The 18,862-nt window shown below is 56.6% G+C and carries 27 protein-coding genes; 6 read left to right on the forward strand and 21 right to left on the reverse strand.

Annotation, left to right across the window (positions count from 1 at the left end):
- Positions 1-146: 146 nt before the first annotated feature.
- The 3 genes from Poly21_RS09345 to Poly21_RS09355 form a co-directional block, all read right to left on the reverse strand.
- The gene (locus Poly21_RS09345) at positions 147-911 is read right to left on the reverse strand and encodes a sialate O-acetylesterase (protein ID WP_146406557.1); all 765 of its coding nucleotides are present in this window, start codon (positions 909-911) and stop codon (positions 147-149) included.
- Positions 912-1,081: 170 nt separating this feature from the next.
- Positions 1,082-1,432 carry a DMT family protein gene (locus Poly21_RS09350; RefSeq protein ID WP_146406558.1) on the reverse strand — a complete coding sequence of 117 codons (351 nt, stop codon included), beginning with the start codon at positions 1,430-1,432 and terminating at the stop codon, positions 1,082-1,084.
- Between the two features lie 101 nt (positions 1,433-1,533).
- Complete coding sequence (locus Poly21_RS09355) at positions 1,534-2,019, reverse strand: DUF1569 domain-containing protein (protein WP_146406559.1); 486 nt, start codon at positions 2,017-2,019, stop codon at positions 1,534-1,536.
- Positions 2,020-2,106: 87 nt separating this feature from the next.
- On the opposite strand from Poly21_RS09355, the gene Poly21_RS09360 reads away from it, so the two are divergent.
- From Poly21_RS09360 to Poly21_RS09375, 4 genes are all read left to right on the forward strand, one after another.
- A complete protein-coding gene (locus Poly21_RS09360; protein WP_146406560.1) occupies positions 2,107-2,499 on the forward strand; it encodes a CoA-binding protein in 393 nt (130 codons plus the stop codon).
- 168 nt (positions 2,500-2,667) lie between these two features.
- A complete protein-coding gene (locus tag Poly21_RS09365; protein ID WP_302118244.1) occupies positions 2,668-4,551 on the forward strand; it encodes a DUF1592 domain-containing protein in 1,884 nt (627 codons plus the stop codon).
- A 400-nt stretch (positions 4,552-4,951) separates the two neighbouring features.
- Positions 4,952-6,340 (forward strand): DUF1552 domain-containing protein, encoded by a 1,389-nt coding sequence (locus Poly21_RS09370; RefSeq protein WP_146406562.1) that lies wholly within the window; start codon positions 4,952-4,954, stop codon positions 6,338-6,340.
- A 44-nt stretch (positions 6,341-6,384) separates the two neighbouring features.
- Positions 6,385-6,831 carry a hypothetical protein gene (locus tag Poly21_RS09375; RefSeq protein ID WP_302118246.1) on the forward strand — a complete coding sequence of 149 codons (447 nt, stop codon included), beginning with the start codon at positions 6,385-6,387 and terminating at the stop codon, positions 6,829-6,831.
- Positions 6,832-6,988: 157 nt separating this feature from the next.
- On the opposite strand, the gene Poly21_RS27310 is transcribed toward Poly21_RS09375, so the two are convergent.
- From Poly21_RS27310 to Poly21_RS09420, 8 genes are all read right to left on the reverse strand, one after another.
- Complete coding sequence (locus Poly21_RS27310; protein WP_302118248.1) at positions 6,989-7,759, reverse strand: hypothetical protein; 771 nt, start codon at positions 7,757-7,759, stop codon at positions 6,989-6,991.
- 152 nt (positions 7,760-7,911) lie between these two features.
- Positions 7,912-8,313, reverse strand: a complete 402-nt coding sequence (locus tag Poly21_RS09385; protein ID WP_146406564.1) for a hypothetical protein — start codon at positions 8,311-8,313, stop codon at positions 7,912-7,914.
- On the reverse strand, positions 8,310-8,813 hold the full coding sequence (locus Poly21_RS09390) for a hypothetical protein (protein ID WP_302118251.1): 504 nt from the start codon (positions 8,811-8,813) through the stop codon (positions 8,310-8,312). Before Poly21_RS09390 ends, Poly21_RS09385 begins: the two co-directional genes overlap by 4 nt.
- A gap of 22 nt (positions 8,814-8,835) precedes the next feature.
- Entirely contained in the window at positions 8,836-9,828 is a 993-nt protein-coding gene (locus Poly21_RS09395; RefSeq protein WP_302118252.1) for a cysteine desulfurase family protein, read from the reverse strand.
- Between the two features lie 245 nt (positions 9,829-10,073).
- On the reverse strand, positions 10,074-10,847 hold the full coding sequence (locus Poly21_RS27315) for a hypothetical protein (RefSeq protein ID WP_302118254.1): 774 nt from the start codon (positions 10,845-10,847) through the stop codon (positions 10,074-10,076).
- A gap of 76 nt (positions 10,848-10,923) precedes the next feature.
- A complete protein-coding gene (locus Poly21_RS09410; protein WP_146406567.1) occupies positions 10,924-11,163 on the reverse strand; it encodes a hypothetical protein in 240 nt (79 codons plus the stop codon).
- Positions 11,164-11,168: 5 nt separating this feature from the next.
- Positions 11,169-12,005: a phage tail tape measure protein gene (locus Poly21_RS09415; RefSeq protein WP_146406568.1), complete on the reverse strand. Its 837-nt coding sequence runs from the start codon at positions 12,003-12,005 to the stop codon at positions 11,169-11,171.
- Between the two features lie 238 nt (positions 12,006-12,243).
- Positions 12,244-12,744: a hypothetical protein gene (locus tag Poly21_RS09420; protein ID WP_146406569.1), complete on the reverse strand. Its 501-nt coding sequence runs from the start codon at positions 12,742-12,744 to the stop codon at positions 12,244-12,246.
- Between the two features lie 162 nt (positions 12,745-12,906).
- Here Poly21_RS09420 and Poly21_RS09425 point away from each other — a divergent pair, with 162 nt between their 5' ends.
- Together Poly21_RS09425 and Poly21_RS09430 are read left to right on the forward strand one after the other, a co-directional pair.
- Positions 12,907-13,125, forward strand: a complete 219-nt coding sequence (locus Poly21_RS09425) for a hypothetical protein (protein ID WP_146406570.1) — start codon at positions 12,907-12,909, stop codon at positions 13,123-13,125.
- 179 nt (positions 13,126-13,304) lie between these two features.
- Positions 13,305-13,676 (forward strand): hypothetical protein, encoded by a 372-nt coding sequence (locus Poly21_RS09430; RefSeq protein WP_146406571.1) that lies wholly within the window; start codon positions 13,305-13,307, stop codon positions 13,674-13,676.
- A gap of 9 nt (positions 13,677-13,685) precedes the next feature.
- Here the strand turns inward: Poly21_RS09430 and Poly21_RS09435 are convergent, their stop codons facing one another.
- Genes Poly21_RS09435 through Poly21_RS09480 form a run of 10 tightly spaced genes read right to left on the reverse strand, consistent with a single transcriptional unit; the run spans position 13,686 to position 18,848 of the window.
- On the reverse strand, positions 13,686-14,096 hold the full coding sequence (locus tag Poly21_RS09435) for a hypothetical protein (protein WP_146406572.1): 411 nt from the start codon (positions 14,094-14,096) through the stop codon (positions 13,686-13,688).
- Positions 14,097-14,123: 27 nt separating this feature from the next.
- On the reverse strand, positions 14,124-14,681 hold the full coding sequence (locus tag Poly21_RS09440) for a hypothetical protein (RefSeq protein WP_146406573.1): 558 nt from the start codon (positions 14,679-14,681) through the stop codon (positions 14,124-14,126).
- Entirely contained in the window at positions 14,678-15,121 is a 444-nt protein-coding gene (locus Poly21_RS09445; protein ID WP_146406574.1) for a hypothetical protein, read from the reverse strand. Before Poly21_RS09445 ends, Poly21_RS09440 begins: the two co-directional genes overlap by 4 nt.
- Complete coding sequence (locus Poly21_RS09450) at positions 15,118-15,489, reverse strand: hypothetical protein (RefSeq protein WP_436967492.1); 372 nt, start codon at positions 15,487-15,489, stop codon at positions 15,118-15,120. Before Poly21_RS09450 ends, Poly21_RS09445 begins: the two co-directional genes overlap by 4 nt.
- 5 nt (positions 15,490-15,494) lie before the next feature.
- Positions 15,495-15,785, reverse strand: coding sequence for a hypothetical protein (locus Poly21_RS09455; protein WP_145171157.1), 291 nt, complete (start codon positions 15,783-15,785; stop codon positions 15,495-15,497).
- A 4-nt stretch (positions 15,786-15,789) separates the two neighbouring features.
- The gene (locus Poly21_RS09460) at positions 15,790-16,743 is read right to left on the reverse strand and encodes a hypothetical protein (RefSeq protein WP_146406576.1); all 954 of its coding nucleotides are present in this window, start codon (positions 16,741-16,743) and stop codon (positions 15,790-15,792) included.
- Entirely contained in the window at positions 16,740-17,345 is a 606-nt protein-coding gene (locus tag Poly21_RS09465; protein ID WP_146406577.1) for a hypothetical protein, read from the reverse strand. The genes Poly21_RS09460 and Poly21_RS09465 overlap by 4 nt, the downstream gene beginning before the upstream one ends.
- Positions 17,346-17,359: 14 nt before the next feature.
- Positions 17,360-17,707, reverse strand: coding sequence for a hypothetical protein (locus Poly21_RS09470; protein WP_146406578.1), 348 nt, complete (start codon positions 17,705-17,707; stop codon positions 17,360-17,362).
- A gap of 8 nt (positions 17,708-17,715) precedes the next feature.
- Positions 17,716-18,045 (reverse strand): DUF2190 family protein, encoded by a 330-nt coding sequence (locus Poly21_RS09475; protein ID WP_146406579.1) that lies wholly within the window; start codon positions 18,043-18,045, stop codon positions 17,716-17,718.
- A 53-nt stretch (positions 18,046-18,098) separates the two neighbouring features.
- The gene (locus tag Poly21_RS09480; RefSeq protein ID WP_146406580.1) at positions 18,099-18,848 is read right to left on the reverse strand and encodes a phosphoadenosine phosphosulfate reductase domain-containing protein; all 750 of its coding nucleotides are present in this window, start codon (positions 18,846-18,848) and stop codon (positions 18,099-18,101) included.
- Between the last annotated feature and the right edge of the window lie 14 nt (positions 18,849-18,862).

The raw sequence follows: 18,862 nt of genomic DNA on the forward strand, positions 1-18,862 counted from the left end.
GGTGTGGGAAACCATGGCACGTCCAACTACCAGCCAACGCCCTGTTTATTAAACGTTGGATGGGACCACAGTTCCGTCAACATGTCGAGCGACGTGCCATGGTCTCCGTAATAGTCGCGACCGCTGCACGCATCGTCGGTCGCTGTTTACCGTTGCGCATCGGGCGTCGCCGCCGCAGTGGGCTGGGTGCCTTGCTGGATCAGTTCAATGGACTTCTCTGCAAAGCGTTTGCCTAACGTTTTGTAGCCACTGACGGAGTAGTGCAAGTCATCTTTCACCTCCTTGCCTCGCTTGTTCGTGCCGTCGTTCAGGTCGTCGGTATCGACCCAAGCACCGCGGGAATCGCCCGTGGCCACTTCGACTTGCGCCTCGCGGACCTTGGTCCAGTGCGGATGCTTTGCATTCCGAAGGTCAAAATCGCTCAGGCGGCCGATGACAAAGTTAATATCGTCACGTCCCAGATCACTGGCCAGTTGCTCGATCAGCCCCTTCATGCTGGCGGCATAGACGTCTCCGTGACTCTCCCTGGCATCCCGCTCTCCCTGCATCCAGACAAACGTCACGGTCGTGAATTCTTTCCCAGCGGTCTCGGCGTTTACCTTTTTCATCAACCGATCATACAGATCACCGGTTGCTTTGGGCTGATCACCTTGCGATGGCTTCCAGTTCTTAAACCAATGCCGAATCGGCTGGCCGCCCATGGCGTCTTTGACAACGGTGACGTTTTCCTTACCGAATGCCGCCTCTACCGTGGGCGTGAACGAGGTGCTGGGGTCGAGTCCCGCCATGTTGGACTGCCCCGACAAAATGAATAGATGCGTCGAGTTCTGGCGTGGCTCACTGGCACCCGTCGTGGCCGCCGCGAAGAGTGCGATAAGAAACAGAAGTGTGCGGGGAGTTCGTATTAACATGATGGCAAGCAGTTCCTGGACGTGATGGAGGGGACAACACTATATCACGTATCATTGCGTTCAGCCTGATACTGACCTGTTAGCGGGCAACCGCGTCATCACGCCGATTTCGACCTGCTGAACTGTCCGTAACGCGACGTCAATTGGCGAGGTAACGCGGACGACGTCGATCAAGTGGCCGAGCGGAACACGAAGAACACGGCACCCATGATACATAGGGCAGCCCACAAGTAATCGAGTTTGAGCGGTTGGTGCATGTAGAACACCGCAAACGGCACGAAGACGCTCAGCGTGATGACCTCTTGCAAGATCTTCAGCTGCCCCAGATTCATCTGAGTGAATCCGATGCGGTTTGCCGGCACTTGGATCAGATACTCAAAAAACGCGATACCCCAGCTCACCAGAACCGCAATCATCCACGGCCGACCGTCTAAGTTTTTTAAGTGCGCGTACCACGCAAATGTCATGAATACGTTCGACAGCACCAATAGCGCAGCCGTCTTCCAAAACACTGGTCCCATCAATGTCCTTTCTCAATCGTCACCAACATTCAGGTCGCAATACCCGTCAACGCCAGTCGATCTGACGGAACCTGTTAATGCAAGGGATGAGCCAGCACGCGTCAGGCCGAACCCGGGTCGACCAGGGACGAGTCGCGGCGATCAAGGAACCGCAAGTGGTGAGCGGCATGCGCTGCGTGGATTTGCTCCACCCGTGCTCGCGATAGTCTCCCGAACGCTGGATGCGGCGCGTAGTCACCGAGGTGGGCCTGGAATCGAGCCACACTCGTAGCAAACACCTCGACTTCTCGAGCGTCATCCAAATCCGCTGGTGGAACGAACATGGACGCGGTGCGAATGCCACGCGGCGAATCCCCGCTCAATATTTTCGGCAACAGAACTCGCCGCATCACTGGGCGTAGAAAGGCGAACAGGCTCATCCATCTCGGATAGCCAGCGACGCTTGGATCTTGGACGAGTGTCAAGTGGCGGCAAATCTGTCCCAGCGACCAGTTGCCATGTCGCTGGTAGCCACTCGCTAGCAGCGATCTGGCTTCTTCCATCGCCGCGTTCAGATCATCGAAGTGGAGTTCACGCAGTTGTTCCATGCGGCTAGTTTATCGTACTAGGTCATTGTTGAAACCGTCGTTGCACGCTTTTTCGATGCAGCTCCCTCGTTCGGAATAGATGTCGATATGAACTCCATCGAAGATTTTCTCGCGGCGAAGACATACGCAGTCGCCGGCGCATCCAACCGCCCACACAAGTACGGCAACAAAGTCTTCCGCGCACTCCTCGCTGCCGGCCGCGAAACCTATCCGCTGAATCCTGCCCAGGACGAGATCGAGGGCCACCGAGCCTACCCGACGATCACCGATCTACCGATCCTTCCCGAAGCTCTGTCGATCATCACGCCTCCGGAAGTCACACGCAGCGTCGTCGCCGATGCGATCGCCGCCGGAGTCAAACACATTTGGATGCAACCCGGAGCCGAAGACGAACACGCCAGCGAAGCGGCACGTGAAGCGGGGTTGAACGTGATCGATGACGGCAGTTGTATTCTCGTTCTGTTAGCACGCCAATCGTGACGTGAGACGCCAGCGGATGGTAGAATTGTCTCCCTCGCCGGTACGGCGGATTCGCCGCTCGACAGACCGTTGGCGAGACAACAAATCATCAGCCGATACGAATAGGGGTCAGGGATGCCGTTTGGAGTGAACATCGCAGCAGTACGTTTTTTCCGTGGCATCATTTCCATGGCAGTGCTCGCTGTCTGGTGCGTTCACTCGCACCCCTGCTCCGCTGAATCGGCGAATCCCAACGATCTGGCGGAACGCAAAGCGGACGCGGAGAAATTTTTTCGAAAACGAGTGACGCCGTTTATCAAAACTTATTGCCTGGAGTGCCACCAAAACAGCCGGCCGACGGAGGCAGGGCTGAGTTTCACTCCGGCGCTGGACACACCGGGACACGCTGCCTTCAGCGAGAAGTGGAAGAAGGCGGCCGCCAGAGTGAAGGCTCACGACATGCCACCGGACGGGATGGACGAGCCCACTGATGAGGAGCGTCAGATGTTCGCCGCATGGCTCGACAAAGTCAAATACCTCAGTCCCAAGGATCCGGGGACGTTCGTGATTCGCCGGTTGACCAAAGCGGAATACGGCAACACGTTGCGAGATCTGTTTGGAGTGGATCCCGCGATCGCCGATGCATTGCCGGACGAGGTCAGCGGCGAAGGCTACCTCAATTCACTTTCCCCAATCCAACTCGAGCAGTATCTCGCGATCGCTGAAGAGGTGCTCAATCGAGTTCTGGCACCCGCCGGCTCACCGCCGACTGCGTGGCAGGAACGCGCGTTTGGCGAAGTCCCCGAGACGCAAGAAGATTATCGGGCAGCGGCCCGCCAAGTGGCCGCATCGTTGGCCAAGCAAGCCTATCGGCGACCGCCCTCCGATGCCGAGCTCAATGTACTGATCAACGTATTTGACTTGGGGCGGCAAAACGAACTCTCCTACCAAGCCGCTGTGCGGTTGATGCTCAAGGCGATCCTGGTTTCGCCGCAATTTCTGTTCATTACCCCGGCGGATGATCTGGATCCCGAGGCCGGAATTGTTCCGCTCGACGATTATCAACTCGCTTCGCGTTTGTCGTACCTGTTGTGGGCGACGTTGCCCGACGACGAGCTGATGGAGCTCGCTGATTCTGCAACGCTTCACCAACCATCGATTTTAAAAACGCAAGTCAAACGCATGCTCGAGGATCCGCGATCCCGGGCACTCTTTGACGGTTTCGGTGCCCAGTGGCTGGGACTGGGAGATTTGGATCGCAAGGTGTTTGATCCGGCGAAGTTCCCCGAGATGACCGGTCCCATGCGGACGGCGATGTACGACGAAGCTCGCCTGTATTTTGAAAGCATCGTCCGCGAGAACCAGAGTATCGCGAGTTTCATCGATAGCGATTACACCTACCTCAATGAAGATCTCGCGTCCATCTATGGAATGGATGAAACCGTCACGGGGGCTGAGATGCGGCGGGTGGCGTTAACCGATGATCACCGCGGCGGGATCTTGGGAATGCCCGGAGTGCTCGCGGCGACATCCTTTCCGAACCGTACCAGCCCCGTGATCCGTGGCGTGTGGGTGCTCGAGCAAGTACTTGGAGAGGAAGTCCCGTCTGCGCCGCCTGACGTTCCGGCACTCGAGAAACAGGACCAGCAGTCGATCGCCAACCTATCCCTGCGCGAACGCACCGAGCTGCACCGCAGTGATCCTGTCTGCGCCAATTGCCATCGTTTGCTCGACCCGATCGGGTTCGGACTCGAGAATTTCGATGCCATCGGCCGCTGGCGCGAACAGGACGAGAATGGCGAGCCGATCGACGCCTCGGGTGAGCTTCCTGATGGGAGCCGTTTTTCAACTCCTCAGGAGTTGAAAGGTATGATCACCGGTCGGCTCGACGATTTTTCTCGAACATTGGTCGAGAAAATGTTAGCCTATGCGTTGTGCCGTTCGCTGGAGGGCTACGACGAAATTGTGGTCGATGAACTGATGCAGGAGATCGCCCAGGACGGCTACCACATGCAGACGATCGTTACGGCGGTCGTCACCAGTTACCCCTTCACCCACCGTCGCACCGAGTAGTCCCCCCCCATTCCCCCACCATATCCCCCATCCCACATCCCCCATCCCATATCAGCCGCACAGCGCTAGCTGCGGTTAACACCCGTTCCTCCCCACCCCACCCATTCCACCCACCCCCGTCTTATATCAGCCGCACAGCGCTAGCTGCGGTTAACACCCGTGTCCCTCCCCACCCCACCCGTTCCTCCCCACCCCACCTGTTCTTCCCCCACCCATCCTCCGCCGCGCACCACCCTCCGGTTCCCACCCACCCGGACATCACCGCATCGTCGGGCCGATCCTCGCGACCATGCCACCCGGCACGTTATCGGTCGGCGGTCATCGAATGCATCCGCCGCACACGACGTGACGCCAGCGTTCCACCGGATGTCCTCCGCAACCCATTTTCCAAATCAATCCAATGATCAGAAACAGCACCATTGATCGCCGTGCCTGCCTCAAAGGCGTGGGTGTTTCGCTCGCCCTGCCCCTGTTGGACACCATGGCGTGGGCGGACACCGGCACGATTGCCACTCCTCAGCCTCCCGTACGGCTGGGCTTCATGTACATGCCGCACGGGGTGATCATGGACCAGTTCTGGCCCGCCGACGCGGCCAGCTTCTTGACGTCGCCACCGCCCGCCCTCGATGCCCTGCGACCGGTGCTCGACCAATGCCTGATGATGAAGGGAATTGCGGGCGTTCCCAACGGCCCGTTCAAAGGCGCGCCGCACGCACTCGAGCTATCGACATGGCTGACCGCCGCCCTGCCGTCCGCCGAGAAGCGGGACGAGATCAGTATCTCGATCTCTGCCGACCAGATCGCCGCCGGTGCCCTGGGCGCTTTCACCGCATTGCCCTCGCTGGAACTTGCCACGATGCCGCAGACGTGGAAGGAGAATCAGGCAGGTCTGAACGAGGCCTACTACTCGCACTGCAGTTTTCGCTCTCCCACCCAAGCCGTACCGGCGGAGACGAACCCCCGCAATGTGCTCAATCGCATGTTCCACAAGCAGGCACCCGGCGGCGGCCGCACGCCGACCGCCATGAGTCCGCTCGACCGCAACATGCTCGACTTGGTACTCGGGGGTGCCAATGATCTGCGGCGCACCCTGCCCGTCGCCGACCAGCGCAAACTCGACGAGTACTTGGACAGCGTTCGTTCGGTGGAACGGCGGATTGCCGCCATCGAACTGCGCCAGCAAGAGGCGGCATTGGAAAAGGCGGGAGTCCGGCCGAGCCGCCGGCGTGATTCCGATTCATCGCCGATCGAGATCAAGATTCCTGAGGGAGACCGGCGCAGCAAGTACATGCAAGTGATGTGCGACCTGAACGTGCTCGCATTCCAGACCGACACCACCCGCGTGTGCACTTATATTGGCTCGACGCCCAACGGTGTCTCCTATCCCGAACTCGGATTCAACGATCAGCATCACTCCACAACCCACCACAACAACGACGCCGAGAAAGTTCGCAAGGTGGCCGCGATCACGGCCTTCAACATCGAGCAGTTTGCCTACATGGTGAAGAAGATGCACAGCCTGCGAGAGGGCGACGGCACGCTGCTGGACAACTGCATCATGATGTGGGGATCGGGACTCGAAAACGGCGACAAGCACACGCGAGAAAACCTCCCCTTCATCATCGCCGGCAAGGGCGGCGGTACCATCAAGACCGGACGCTTCTTGCCCGACGTGAAGGGCAATCAAGGCGATCTGCTGACCACGCTCGTGACCTGCGCCGGCGTCCCGCTCGGCCGCCCCATCGGAATCGCCACCAAACAAATCCCCGAGATCTCCGCCAACTCCTGAGCACAGCGCCAACAAAATCAAACCCAGCCACTACACCAGCTCAATTGAGGATCATCCGCCGGAAGCAGTATTTGGTCAAAGTCCTTCAGGAGCGTGACGGTCTGGCCGTGCAGGTCGTTCAGTGGAAGCTGCTGGGGCTGTTTCAAATCGCCCACTATGCCGCACGAATAACGCTGAACGAGCGACGACCCGGCGCACGTCGCTTCCATGACGACGGCAGCGTTCGGATCCCAGGTTTGCTCCCCGAAATCAATTGCTGCGGTGAAGCTGCGAGGATCGCCATCGTCGACGGCGATCGCAACACAGTCGCGTGCGACGCGTTTCCTATCCTCCGGCCGGAGGTTTCGTTCGACGACTCCGGCCGGCGAAAACCGTGGTGCGAACGGACGATCGTTCACAAGGAAACACGGGCCAGCGGGATCAGCACGAATGCGAATCTCTCAGCTGGAGTCACGGCGACTCATGGCGTGAGTCTTTGGCACATCGCGTGAGTCGTTCGGAAATTTGCTGTTTTTTGAAAAGGCGCAGTGGCCGAGCCGAAACAGGCTCTCGAAGAAGTATGGAAGTTTCCAAACTGGCATCACGAGTTCCGATTTTCCCGCTGTTCATTGCGGTGAGCTTGCTCGTCGGCTGGTTTATCCCTGGGTTCTATGCCTGGACCGACTCCGACCAGAGCCGCCCATCGCCGCTGCTGTGGAAGGTGCCGCTTTGGTCGGCGATTGCTTCCGCGGCGTTTTGTGTTGCTCTGCCGTGGTTGTCGTAGCCGGCCGGTCGTTGGACTTGATAGCGACTCTTCTCGCCTTCGATGAATTCGCCGCGTTTCAGGTTTTCGCCACGGCGGACAACGAATGCCAGGACGTCGCCTACGTCGTGCATCCACAACGCTGTCCCGCCACCACGGTGCCGATCGCGGTTGAACGTCGACAAGCGTTTCTCCATCGCATTGATGACGACCGTGGTAGGCAACTGAAACGGCATCGGTTTCTCGTGCCGATTCATGTAGTGGCGAAACGAACGCTGGCTGGTCGCGATCCGCTCGTAGTTCGATCGTCGCAGCAATTCGGGATGCCTCATCCACGTTCGCATCGCCAGGTCCGCCGGCGTTAATTCGTCGTCGGTTGGCAGCGGAATGCCGGCTTTGGAATAGGCCAAGATCAAGGACTCCATTCCTCGATCGTTGGCGACTTCGTCGATGTGGAATTGAGCTTCGATCAGTTCGCTGGGAGCGGACCGCGTCGGTGTCCTCAGCAGACGTGCGAGCTTTTTGAATTGGTCTTCGTCGAAACTGGTGTCGGCTGAGATCGTGAAATTCCGCGCGACGAAGTAGTCGGAGAACGGCAGCAGAAAGTCGCGAAGTAGATCGAGGTCGACAGATCCGAAGTCATTGTTGAGGAAACTCGGTGATCGGAAAGCAGGCATTTGGGACTCATGAAAAATCAGCTTTAGCGATGAACATCCTTGGGGAATGGCGAGGCGGCTAGCGTTTGCTAGCAAACTCCGTGCTCCTGTTTATCAGACACATGTCCCGTGACACGTTTGGTCCATCGCCACCAGAAAATTCTTCGCAGCCCTTACGACCGGTCCGGTTTTGACGGTGGGTCAGACCGCAATTCAGCCCACAAAACACGTTGCTTTTTCCAGTCCATTTCCATCGTCAGCGGTCGCAGAAGTTTTTCCGAGATTTGCGGCTTGCCCTTCTTCATCCGAGGCAGGAACAGCAGCTCTTCCTGAATATCGGGAGCAAGCAATGTCAGGCTGAGGATCTGCGAAACCCGAGGCTGCGACACATGACCGATCTCCGCAATGTGCTGCAGTCCCGTCGCCCGCCCGGATCGCAACAACTCGTCAAACCGAATCGCCAACGCCATCAGCCGCGTGATTCGCGGCAGCGTGCCCGGAACAGCTTCCTTCTCGTCGACGATTTTGTGACGACGCGATGTCGTCACCGCGATCGTCTTGCGAACCGTAATCATGCTACCGACTCCTCGCACTCTTCAACGAGCGCGTTGATCGCCGTCGGGTGGTACGAGATCGCCATTGAACCGGCATCGGGATCGTGGACAACTCTCGCGACGAGCAGCTCGACAAGGTGAACCCGTTCTTTCGCCGTCAGCGAAGCCCAAACCACTTTGAAGTCCGACATCGCAATGTCGATGTCGAGCCGCGAAAGTTGGCGGGCGGCAACTTGTTTCAATTTTTCCGTCGCGACAACAACATCGGCTTCCGCCTTTGCAATCCGGGATTTCAAGTCCTCGACTCGGATATCGTTCAGGTTCTCGAACACTTCGTGCTTCAGTATTCGTTGAACCTCCTCGGTGTCCCGGTTGACTTGAGCTTTTAACTGAGCCAGGAGCGTTTCAACTTCGGCTTGCTCTTTATCAAGCAATGCCTTCGATCCTTGGAACACCGCGTCACGCAAGCCTTGGTCATCAACAACCACTCGGAGTTCATCGACGACCGCGGCTTCGATCATTGCGGCTGAGACCGACCCCATCTCACAAGCATCGGCCCCACTCTTCACCGTCGTTTGGCAAGCGTAATAGCATTGTAAGCAGACCTTCACCATCGGCACCAAGAAATGCGATGTTGCTGATGTGTGGCAATCTGCTCTCTCGATTACCATTTACCGAGACGCCTTTCAATGATTCAAGGAGCATAGTCTCAAATCGATCTCGAAGACCCGAGATGTGCTCACTCCATGCTCGACGGTTCTGTGACGCCAAGCGACATGCCTCACCAAGTCCAACGATGCAGGGTACATTCAGCGTGCCAGGCCGGATTCCCTTTTCCTGGCCACCGCCGTACAGTCGCGGATCAATTGATTTTGCCTTTCCCAAGTCGCGAATATACAACGCCCCCGCTCCCTTGGGGCCATAAAACTTGTGCGCGGAAAGGGTCAGCAATGAGACGTGAACCGCTTCAACATCAATCGCCACTTTTCCTGCTGCCTGAGCTGCATCACAGTGGACCGGAATGCCTAGTTCACCGCAGATGGATGCAATCTCTGCGACCGGGTGTATCGTGCCGATTTCGTTGTTGCCCCACATTATTGAAACGAGCGCGGTATCGTCACGAATCGAATTTCTCAACTCGTCGAGGTCAATGTTTCCAAACTCATCAACATTCAAATAGGTGACCTGCCATCCTTCGCTTTCAAGATGGCGACATGGCTCGAGAACCGCGGAGTGCTCGGTAGCCTGAGTAATGATGTGGCGTTTGCCTGGCGGCTGCTTAGATGCCAAGCCAAGGATTGCCAAATTATTTGCCTCAGTTGCCCCGCTGGTCCAAACAATTTCGTTGGGAATACAGTTAATCAAAGTGGCAACTGCTTCACGGGCTTGCCTAATCGCTCGCTGCACAACGCCACCTACGGCCTCGTGCGGCGTCCCTGGATTTCCAAAGTTCTCGGTGAAAAAGGGAAGCATGGCTGCAAGCACGCTTGAGTCCAGCCGAGTCGTGGAACAGTTGTCTAGGTATATTGGTTGCACGATGGGTCCTTGACGGTTTCTTTGCAGCGTGTTGAAGAATGACGAATCATCGCCGAGACATCAAGGATGCGTGTGCGAGACCGGACGCAAAGACATCCAACGCGCTGTGGCTACACAAAGAGGCGGTGCCATCGCTTGTGCCTCTCCTTCGTGTCTACGAGGGCTGTGCGCGAGCGTACATTGGGGCAATGGATGACATGAATATCGTCAAGTTGCATAGATACTCAGGCAAGTTGTCGTACATGTCATGTGACTCGTTTGATGACGATGCGCTGCAGAACCTCACACTCCTCATCGTTCGCCGCGAACCATTGGCCACGATGTTTCTCGCTACGGTTCTGCAGCGAGCGAATCGAGGCTTCGATGTCTCGTTCGACGGAGATGATTCGCAGTGAATCGCCCAGCCCCGCGTGAAGGTGATTCACGAAGCGACATAGGTGCGGATACTTTGCGCCGGAGACCGTCTTGTCTCGATTGGCTTCCGATTTGCGACTGACGATCCACGACTTGAGCATTTGAGTCAGTTGGTCGTCGCTGACGTTCGGGTCCGTCGCCGGGAAACGCATCACCTTTTCGCAAAGCTGTGCCAATCCGACTTCTTCGAGTAACCAATCGACGATGGTGTCAATGTTTCGGCGGCAACCTTCGGCACCCCAGTCGTTCATCGTGTCGACGCGGGTTTCGCAGTTGCACGTTTCGCTTGGCTTGGCAAACCAAGCGATCATCTTTTTAAGTTCGTTGCCTGGGCCGGGCCGGTAGCTGCTCATCTTCAGCGTCGCCGGCATCGGGTCTTCGTCCGGCATGTAGTTGCGAAGCAGTGCTTCCAACTCGGTGATGTCTTGTTTGCGTCGCTTCTTGTTGACCAATGCCATGCCAATCGTGACGACGTTGATCGCGCACGGGTTGTCGTTGGTCTGGCACGCGTTACAGGCGGTTGGCGTGGTTTGCACCCGACAGCCAGCGAGTTGGCATGCCACTTCGCATTGGTTGTCGGGCGTTAGATGTGGGCAATGCATCATGCTGTCATCCCCGCTACTGCTCCATCGAATGAACCGGACGAACTGGGTGGATCGCCGGGGTCTTCACAATCACTGCTCACCAGTTCCCACCCTTTTGCATCTCGACGCGATTGGCTTCGATCTGCTCCTTACGTTTCGATCGGCGACGTTGACGCTCAACAATTGCTTGCTGGCGTTGTTGTTCCTCGGCGGCATCTGCCGCACGAGTGTCAGCGTCGATCTTCGCCATTTCGACATCGACGTTGATGTCATCGTCGAACAGACCTTTGAGTTTGATCCATGCTTTTTTCAGGAACCCGACGGTCGAATTCCACATCGACTTCACTTGACCAACGAACACGGTCCATGTGTCGGCAAGGTAGCCGCGGCGACCTCACCGAGAATGTCGACCAGTGAGCGAGCGTTGCCTTTGGCATCTTTCGTCGTGACGCCAAATATGGTTTTGAACTTTTCGGATTCCGCGGCACTGATCGTCAGAAGCCGGCGCATCGCATTACCGGCAGACGAGCCTTGAATGCCCATATTGCCAAGCGTTCCGAGAATCGCGAGCGTCTCTTCAAGGCTCATGTTCGCATCAGCGGCGACGGGGCCGGCATAGGACAACGCTTCGCCGAGAGACTCCACCGTGTTGAATGACTTGTTCGCCGCTGCGGTCAATCCATCGGCAACCCGTGTCGCCTCGCCGGCCTCCATTCCGAACTGACGAATGGTCGCTGCCATGATGCCAGACGCCTGAGTCGCGTCGGTGCCAGTCGCGCGAGCCATGTTCATCACAGCGGCTGTCATCTTCTCGATCTGGTCCGGCTTGAAACCGGCACGCCCAAGCTCGGTCATCAACGATGCGACTTCGCTGGCGGAGTAACTGGTGGTTGCTCCGAGCTTCTTTGCCGTATTGCGCAGCGACTCAAGCTGCGATCCGGTCGCTTGCGTGATCGCGGCGACGCCCCGCATTGCGTCATCGAAGTTGGAGAAGATAGCGACGCTGCCTGCTAGTGGTGCCGCAGCGGCCGCGCCGAGTCCCATCAGTTTGGTGCCGAGCAACCGCGTTGACGCACCGAACGATTCCAATCGCTTTTGAGCTGACCGCAGACCCTTCACGAATGCTGCATCCTTGGTCAGCAGTTCGACGTAGGCGGATCCGGCGCGGACTTGGGACATGGAGAATCGTTCTCACGGGGTTGGAATCTTGCGTTGAGAAGATGTGCGACTTGTTCAACAGTGGCTTTCACCGGAACGGACCGCGTGACCGTGTAGGGATTGAAGTCATCCGGCTTGAACGGCTTTCGCCGACGCTTGCGATCGCGATTGATTTCGGCCGTTAGTGCCATCACGCTGCTGGCGATATGCCAGTCGTGTTGGCGTTTCGCTTCGGCCATTTGCACGAGGTGGCGGAGCGTCAGTGGTCCGGGGTCGACTCCGATGATGCCGGCGAGTCGGATGATGAGTCGTTCAACGTCGGCACCGCGAGTTTGCGTTCCAGATCCTCCACAATCCGGTCCACCAAGTTCGGATCGTCCAGCCGTTTCTCGATCGCTGCCAATCCCCGCGCCTCGATCATCTTCTGTTTGTCGGCCGCCTTCCGCAGAAGACGGCGTCGGGACTCCGGGAAGTACGCGACCAACGCATCCACCAATGCCTTGCACGCTTCGTCGATCGAGTCACCGGCCAGGCCCTCGGCGAACGCGTCGTCGTCGACGTCCTGTTGATCGGCTTGCGGTTTGCAGATCGCGAACAACACGTCGCCGAGCAATAACGGATCGTTGGAAAGTCGTGTAACCAAGTCGCCGTCGATCGCATCGAGCAATCGTACGTCGGTGAGAGCCTTCACGCGGCGAAGTGTGGTGTTGTCGATGTCGACGATCCAGACTCGTCCGCGACGATCAATGAATTTCTGCATGTAAATCCCACCTTTGGTTCGTAGAGCGATACAATTGTTCTATTGCAAAAATCACTGAAGGCATTAGTCGTAGGGTTTCCCAACTCACTTTGTCGCTACACTCACGCGGATTCAATTAACCGAATGGAAGGCCCAATCGAAATTACGGAATCAGTGTTTTGTATGTTTCTCGCACGAGTACGCAGCGGACGGTTTGACGCCGATGATTGGCAACTTCACGCCATGCAAAGCTACACTGATTACCCGCGTATCGAAGCTGCGCGGAAACGCCTTGTGCAAACTGCGGTATGGCAGGGCCAATCACCAGATTTCCTGATACCGCCTGGTCTAGCTCAGGCGGCCCAAGACATTTTGGTTTCGCTCGACCCGAACTACGCATGACTTGGTTACTGGGTGACTTCGATACTATCTGAAAAGGTGCTAAATCTTGGTTCGCAAGTAGATCCACTTGACCTTATACGGATACAGTAGTTGGTTCCTCGCTTCGGCTAAGATCGCCGTCGATAAGATCACCCCAAATGCATAGGCTTCGCTCTGTGTTTAATAACCCAGCCTTTGAGATGTTTAATAGTCGAGCCATTGAGGACGACGCTCCGGTCCGCCGCGCAGTTCGGGAATTGATAAATCGACTCCAACGTGATCGTGATGCAGTTATTACGCTGCGACGAAATGCGAATGGGTTATCGCTCGTTAGCAGTAATGGTGAAAGTCTTCCTGTCTTTGTAGGGCCAGAGCTCGCCGAACGAGTGCTGATTCGATTGCGTTTGATGGCTGACATCGACATGCGGCATCCCGGACTTGTCCATGGGATCTATGAACTTCAGCAGGAGAGCGGAGAAGCAATTCTGTCGATTCGAAGTAACCGAACATCAACCCTTGATGAGGTTTCAGTGACATTTGATAAATTCGGCTCCGAGCGGATGTTGTCCTAGGTTCTCTTGTTATGCCCCACTTCCGACGTTCATTCCGCCGCCTGACGCCGATTGGGTTGGTTTCAAGGTGACGTCGGCCGACACTACTTCTTCGAGGTTTTGATTGACATTGAAGTTCATCACCTCACACGTCAGCGTCAGCGAACCACCAGCATCTGAAATGCCAACGTCCGTCGGCGTTCCGCTGCTCCACAGTCCCTGCAGCATCCCGAAAGCCGTGTCGCCGTTCTTATTAAGCACAGTGAATTCGATGGAAGCGTCTTTCAGTGTCCCGACTGTCGCTCGCCAGCCGTTGTTGTCACGAGTCGATGCGTCGGCTTCGGCTTTTTCGAGATTGACCGTCAAGTCCTTGACGTTTTTGATCTCGGCCCCGTCGATGGTCAGGACGGCATCGAGACCGAGTTTCACTTCTGCTGACATGTTTCGATTCCATCATGGGTCGAGAGACTATTTCACCGAGTCACGCCAGAACTTTGGCAGGCGACCTTGGTTGGCGATGAGGGCTGGTTTCATGAACGGGCGAGCGGGATATCGGCGTGGCTTGGTCGCACCGCGGCGTTCGTTCTCTTCTTCAATCAGTCGTGTGGCTCGGTTGGCTTGAGCGACCGTCACCAACTTGATGCGGGCGAACTTGCCGGGCTGTTTCGCACGGATCGGCCCGTGTTCGCCAACGCGGAACCGATGACGCTTCAGTTTGCGTCGCTTGGTAACAACGCCACCGAATTCGTGCAGGTTCCACAACCGGCCAGCGATTTCGTTGACCGGACCGATGACGGCTTGTTCGCGTTCGCGGTCCACTTCGTAGCGGAGCACGCGACGCAGCATTCCGGTCGGCGAACTTGGTGGCGATCCTGGGTTGGATGGTTTTTTGCGTTTGCGGATGGATCGTTTGGCGGTCATCCGGATGGTGCCGGCCGCATGATTCATGCTTTTGAAGGTCGCTTGGTTAACCTTCTTTTTCAGTTGGCCCGGTGTGAATCGCACACGAGCCCTGATGTGCATCATTTCGCCAGCTCAAACGTCAACGTCAGCAGGCTTGTGAATTGATTGAACTGCGTCCAATGTTCGGAAGAGTAGAGAACTGAATTCTCGACCTTGACGCAGCGGGCTGCCACGAATGAATTGAGCCTTTTGAGCCGGAAGTAGTCGGCCAGCTCTTCAACAAAGAACACCAGCGGGTCGATCTCTTTGGCATCGCCCTTGCTGAACTTCTTTTGGACTGCGACGTCGATCGTGGCGTGATACTTGTTCGACGCTCGATCGAGAGGCAGGTATTCAACCTCGCGAGGCACCACGGTGACTCGCAATTCCTTCATGTCTTCGAGATCGAAGTTGGGAACGTAGAGGCGCTGGGCCGAAAGGTTTGTCTTGCTAAAGTCGCCAGCGTTGATTTCCGCGACGACGCTTTCGGCAATCTGAATGACGGTTGCGGGCGTTGCTGTCATGTGATCGTGTCAACCAGTTTAGTGTGGATGCGGAGCTTGACGCGGAAGGGGTCGCTGTATCGCCACGGGGGTTCGTTGCCAATGGACATCAGCTCGTAAACGAAGGTTGTGTCGCCATCGGTTTCGAGAATGCGATCGCCGCGGCGAGGCCAGGTGCCGATGGCGGATTGCAGCAAGTCCTTCGTGTTAATCAGAAAGTCGCGGACTTGGGCTCGGGTGATGACACCGTCACCGTCATCCTGCTCGTATTCTGATTTTCCAATCGTGGCGGACAGCTCGACGGAGACATCGTCACGCTGATACACGACGTCTCGCGAGGCTTGCTTGGTCAGCTTCTCCGCTAACCAAGACTGCCCGCGTTGCAGCATGTCGCTCACGATTTGCGTGCCGCGGGTTTCGCTGGGGCTTTCAACAGCGTCGAAGCCTTGTCGCTCAACTCGTCCAGCCACGCTTCGTTGGATCGGCGTTGATACTCGCTGGCGATTGCTTCGGATTCCTCCTGCAATTGCTGCTCGCGCAGATTGACTGGCTGCGCCGGCGAATGGAACGGATTGATAACGCTGGTTGATTGTGCGTTGTCCTTGTCGCGTTTCTTCGATGGCAACAAGGCGACGGCAATCAACAGCAACACCACCACAGTTGCGATTCCGGTTAGTAACGTCATTAGTTCACATGCCTCGCTTGATGAGAATGAATCCGAGTAGAAAGACAGCCAGCACGATCATCGCGATCGTTGCCAGTTCGCCTGCCGATGCCCAAAGCAAGGCATTACGAGTTTCGTTTGCCCTATCGAACAACAGATCGCGAGGACTGTCACGATCTCGGTCGCGATCGAACGGACGCCAGTTGTCGGATGGCTCAACCGGACAGTAACCGTCGGGACAATCCTCGGAGTTGAGTTGTAAATTGGGTGAGATCGCGTCGTCCCACGAATAGCCCCTTGTTTTCAACGCACCGGTCTTCTGGGCCTGCCGAGTCTGTTGATAGAGTTGGTAGCCCTGGCGAAGATCGGCGTAGAGTTCGGCCGCAGTGGCGGGTAGCATGGCTCGGCCCGCGGCGTGAACGTGTCCGCCAGTGTTGTCTTGAAACAGCACGACGGGAAACTGTTCGACAGGGACGATGCTCGCGAACCTGGTTTGATAGAGTGCGTTGCCAGACGTGTAGACTTGGAAATCACAGTCGTTTCGCAGCTTGTATAACTTCGGATCGCGATTAAACCAATCAAGCAGTTGCTTGCTCTTGGAATCACTGCCGATGAACAAAGCAATTTGATACTTCTTCGTCGTTGGCTGAGGCTGGGGTGCAGCAATCGGCAATGAAGGTTGAGGTGCGATTGCCGGCGAATAGATCGTCGTCGGTTCGCACGTCGGACAAATCGACACCGACTGTTGTTTGATTTCGCCTTGAGCACTCAGGTTTACTGACTGTGGCTCGTCAAACTTCTCGATCCTACCAACGCGTGGAGCGGGCGAGACCGCATTGGGTACATTCCATTTGTCGTCCTCGGGCTGGACGGTCGGACATGGTCGCAATGCCGTGAACACTCCGCCTAGTAAGAGTGCGTGAATGATCGCCAGGGCGACAAGACCGACGCTCAATCGAATCCGAATTCCATCGTTCATTGAATCACCTCATAACTTCGATAGGGCAAGGAGCTGGCCGGGTCGTCGAGAACCGTGAGTGCGAATCCGCCATAGCCAGCCCAAAGGCGAACGAACTGCTCGCGTGGTGTGAGTTCAAAGCGGCCGGGATAGTTGTTGTCGAGAATCGCGGCGTATTGCCGGCCATCCCGATTGACCCAGCCGACGAAAGTGCAGCAGTGGGCCGGCTTCCACCACAGAATCGCTCCGCGCCGAGTGGCCGTTGCCCAATCAAGGAATCGTGGGTCGGCTTTGACGGTGTAGCTGTAGTCGATGTCGGCAGCGTCGAGTCGGCTTCGCAATCGCGAGTCCCATTCGCCATCGCTGTAGGTGGCACGCCAGCGTTCGCCAAGTTCGTACTCATTGAGCCAACGCAGATGGTTCACCAGCGAGGCGTGGACGCAGCTGCCCTGGTTGAGCTTGCCGGTCCAATTGCGTTGATGCAGCTTGTTGGGCAAGTTCGCGGCGGGTTGCTCCGGCGCGGGGGCCGGGAGCGGTCGCACCTGAACAGGTTGTTCGGGCAAACAGCCGCTTGCCAGACACAGGACACACGCGGCGATGATGGCTCGCAGTGTTGCGTTCATGCAGTGAGTGCTCCTTAACTCTTGAAAATGACCCAAAGGATCGGGTTGATTTGTTCGACCGTTGCAACGAAGCGAATGGGCAGTCCGCACATCACTTCCGACTTCAAGTACAACGGCTTCGATGGATTGAATAGTTTGCTGCCCGTCTTGGACGAGCGAACGTAGTAACCGAGCTGGACGACTTCCTTGTCGGGAAGTAAAGCTTGAACTCGCCACGTCGCTTCAGTTGAAGCGACGGCGATGCAGAGGCAAGTTGCGAACGGGGATGCCCGAAGCCACTGGCTGGTCTTTCGGTCTTCGGCAAGCACCAGACGTTCGATCGCCTTGGCCCGGTCGGCCGTTACCTGGCTGATCGACGCCATGACCATCCTTATTGACTAAGTCGAACACGAACGATGGGTGTGTTGGTGCCAGCGGAAAGCACGGCTTTGCCGAGCAACTTGTTGCCGGTCGCAGTCGTGACCGATTGGCCAGCGGTCGCGTCCCAGTAAACCTTGGCACCGGCCGACACCGAGATCGCGGGATCTTTCGCGACATCAAAGACGCCCTCGACGCTGATCGCACCGAGTACGTTGGCTTTGATGTCGTGTTTGGTGATGCCAACCAATTCGCCTTGCACGACGACACTACCGGCCGGGAGATCGGCGTCGGGCGTGTAGTCGACGGCCGCTCCCTCTTGAACAAAATCTGCTGTATTCATGACATTCCTTTTGAAAATTGATACGTGACAGTCGAGACTGAATCCTTACCGGCTCACCAGTCGATGCAGGTGTCGCAGATTGGTGATTGCGTATCGTCGAAAAGCTTTAGTTGCGACGCGTCTGCCGCAACGAGGCTCCTCCACGACCATGACCGACCAAGTCCCTTTACTGTTGTGATTTTTCCACTTTCAAGTGCGGCATCTTCCATTTCCACCGCCCTTGCGAATAGCGATGGATTGTCTTTGCTCAACTGAATGACTTCCCTCTTCTTCATCGCTGGACAGAAGAAGCATGCAGATTTGACGGGAACGGGAATACCTCCACATCGAATGGCTTCAACGCAGTCTTCTTGATCCCATCGCCAATCAATGAGAGGAAAAGAAACATCGTTTCGCTGATTCAGCGTCCTCTCGGCTCGTTTACGTTCGCCGAAGTGAATGCCGACAAGCCAAACAACATTCTCATGCCCTAGTTGTTTTGCCCATCGTCTTTGAGGTCGAATCTTAAACCGCTCGCTGCATGACCCGAATCCGAAAGCTTTTCCTGGAAGAGTGTCACGAGCGATGCAATCATCTTCTAATCCATTCCCCTCTCTAACAGTTGTTATCTTTGGAAAACCCTTCGATCTCAGCCAAGACTGCATTCGCTCAAGGTGGTCGTAGGTCTCCGGCTTCTCACCACCAGTATCTGCAAAAAGGATATGGTCTGGCGGCTCACCGCGTTCCTCAAGGCCGACGAGCATCGCCGTTGAGTTTACTCCTCCGCCAAAGCTGACGACGGAGCAAGTGTGTTCCATACTCATTGTGTTGTTTTGAT

The organism is Allorhodopirellula heiligendammensis, from assembly GCF_007860105.1.
In the GTDB taxonomy this organism is placed as follows: Bacteria; Planctomycetota; Planctomycetia; order Pirellulales; family Pirellulaceae; genus Rhodopirellula; species Rhodopirellula heiligendammensis.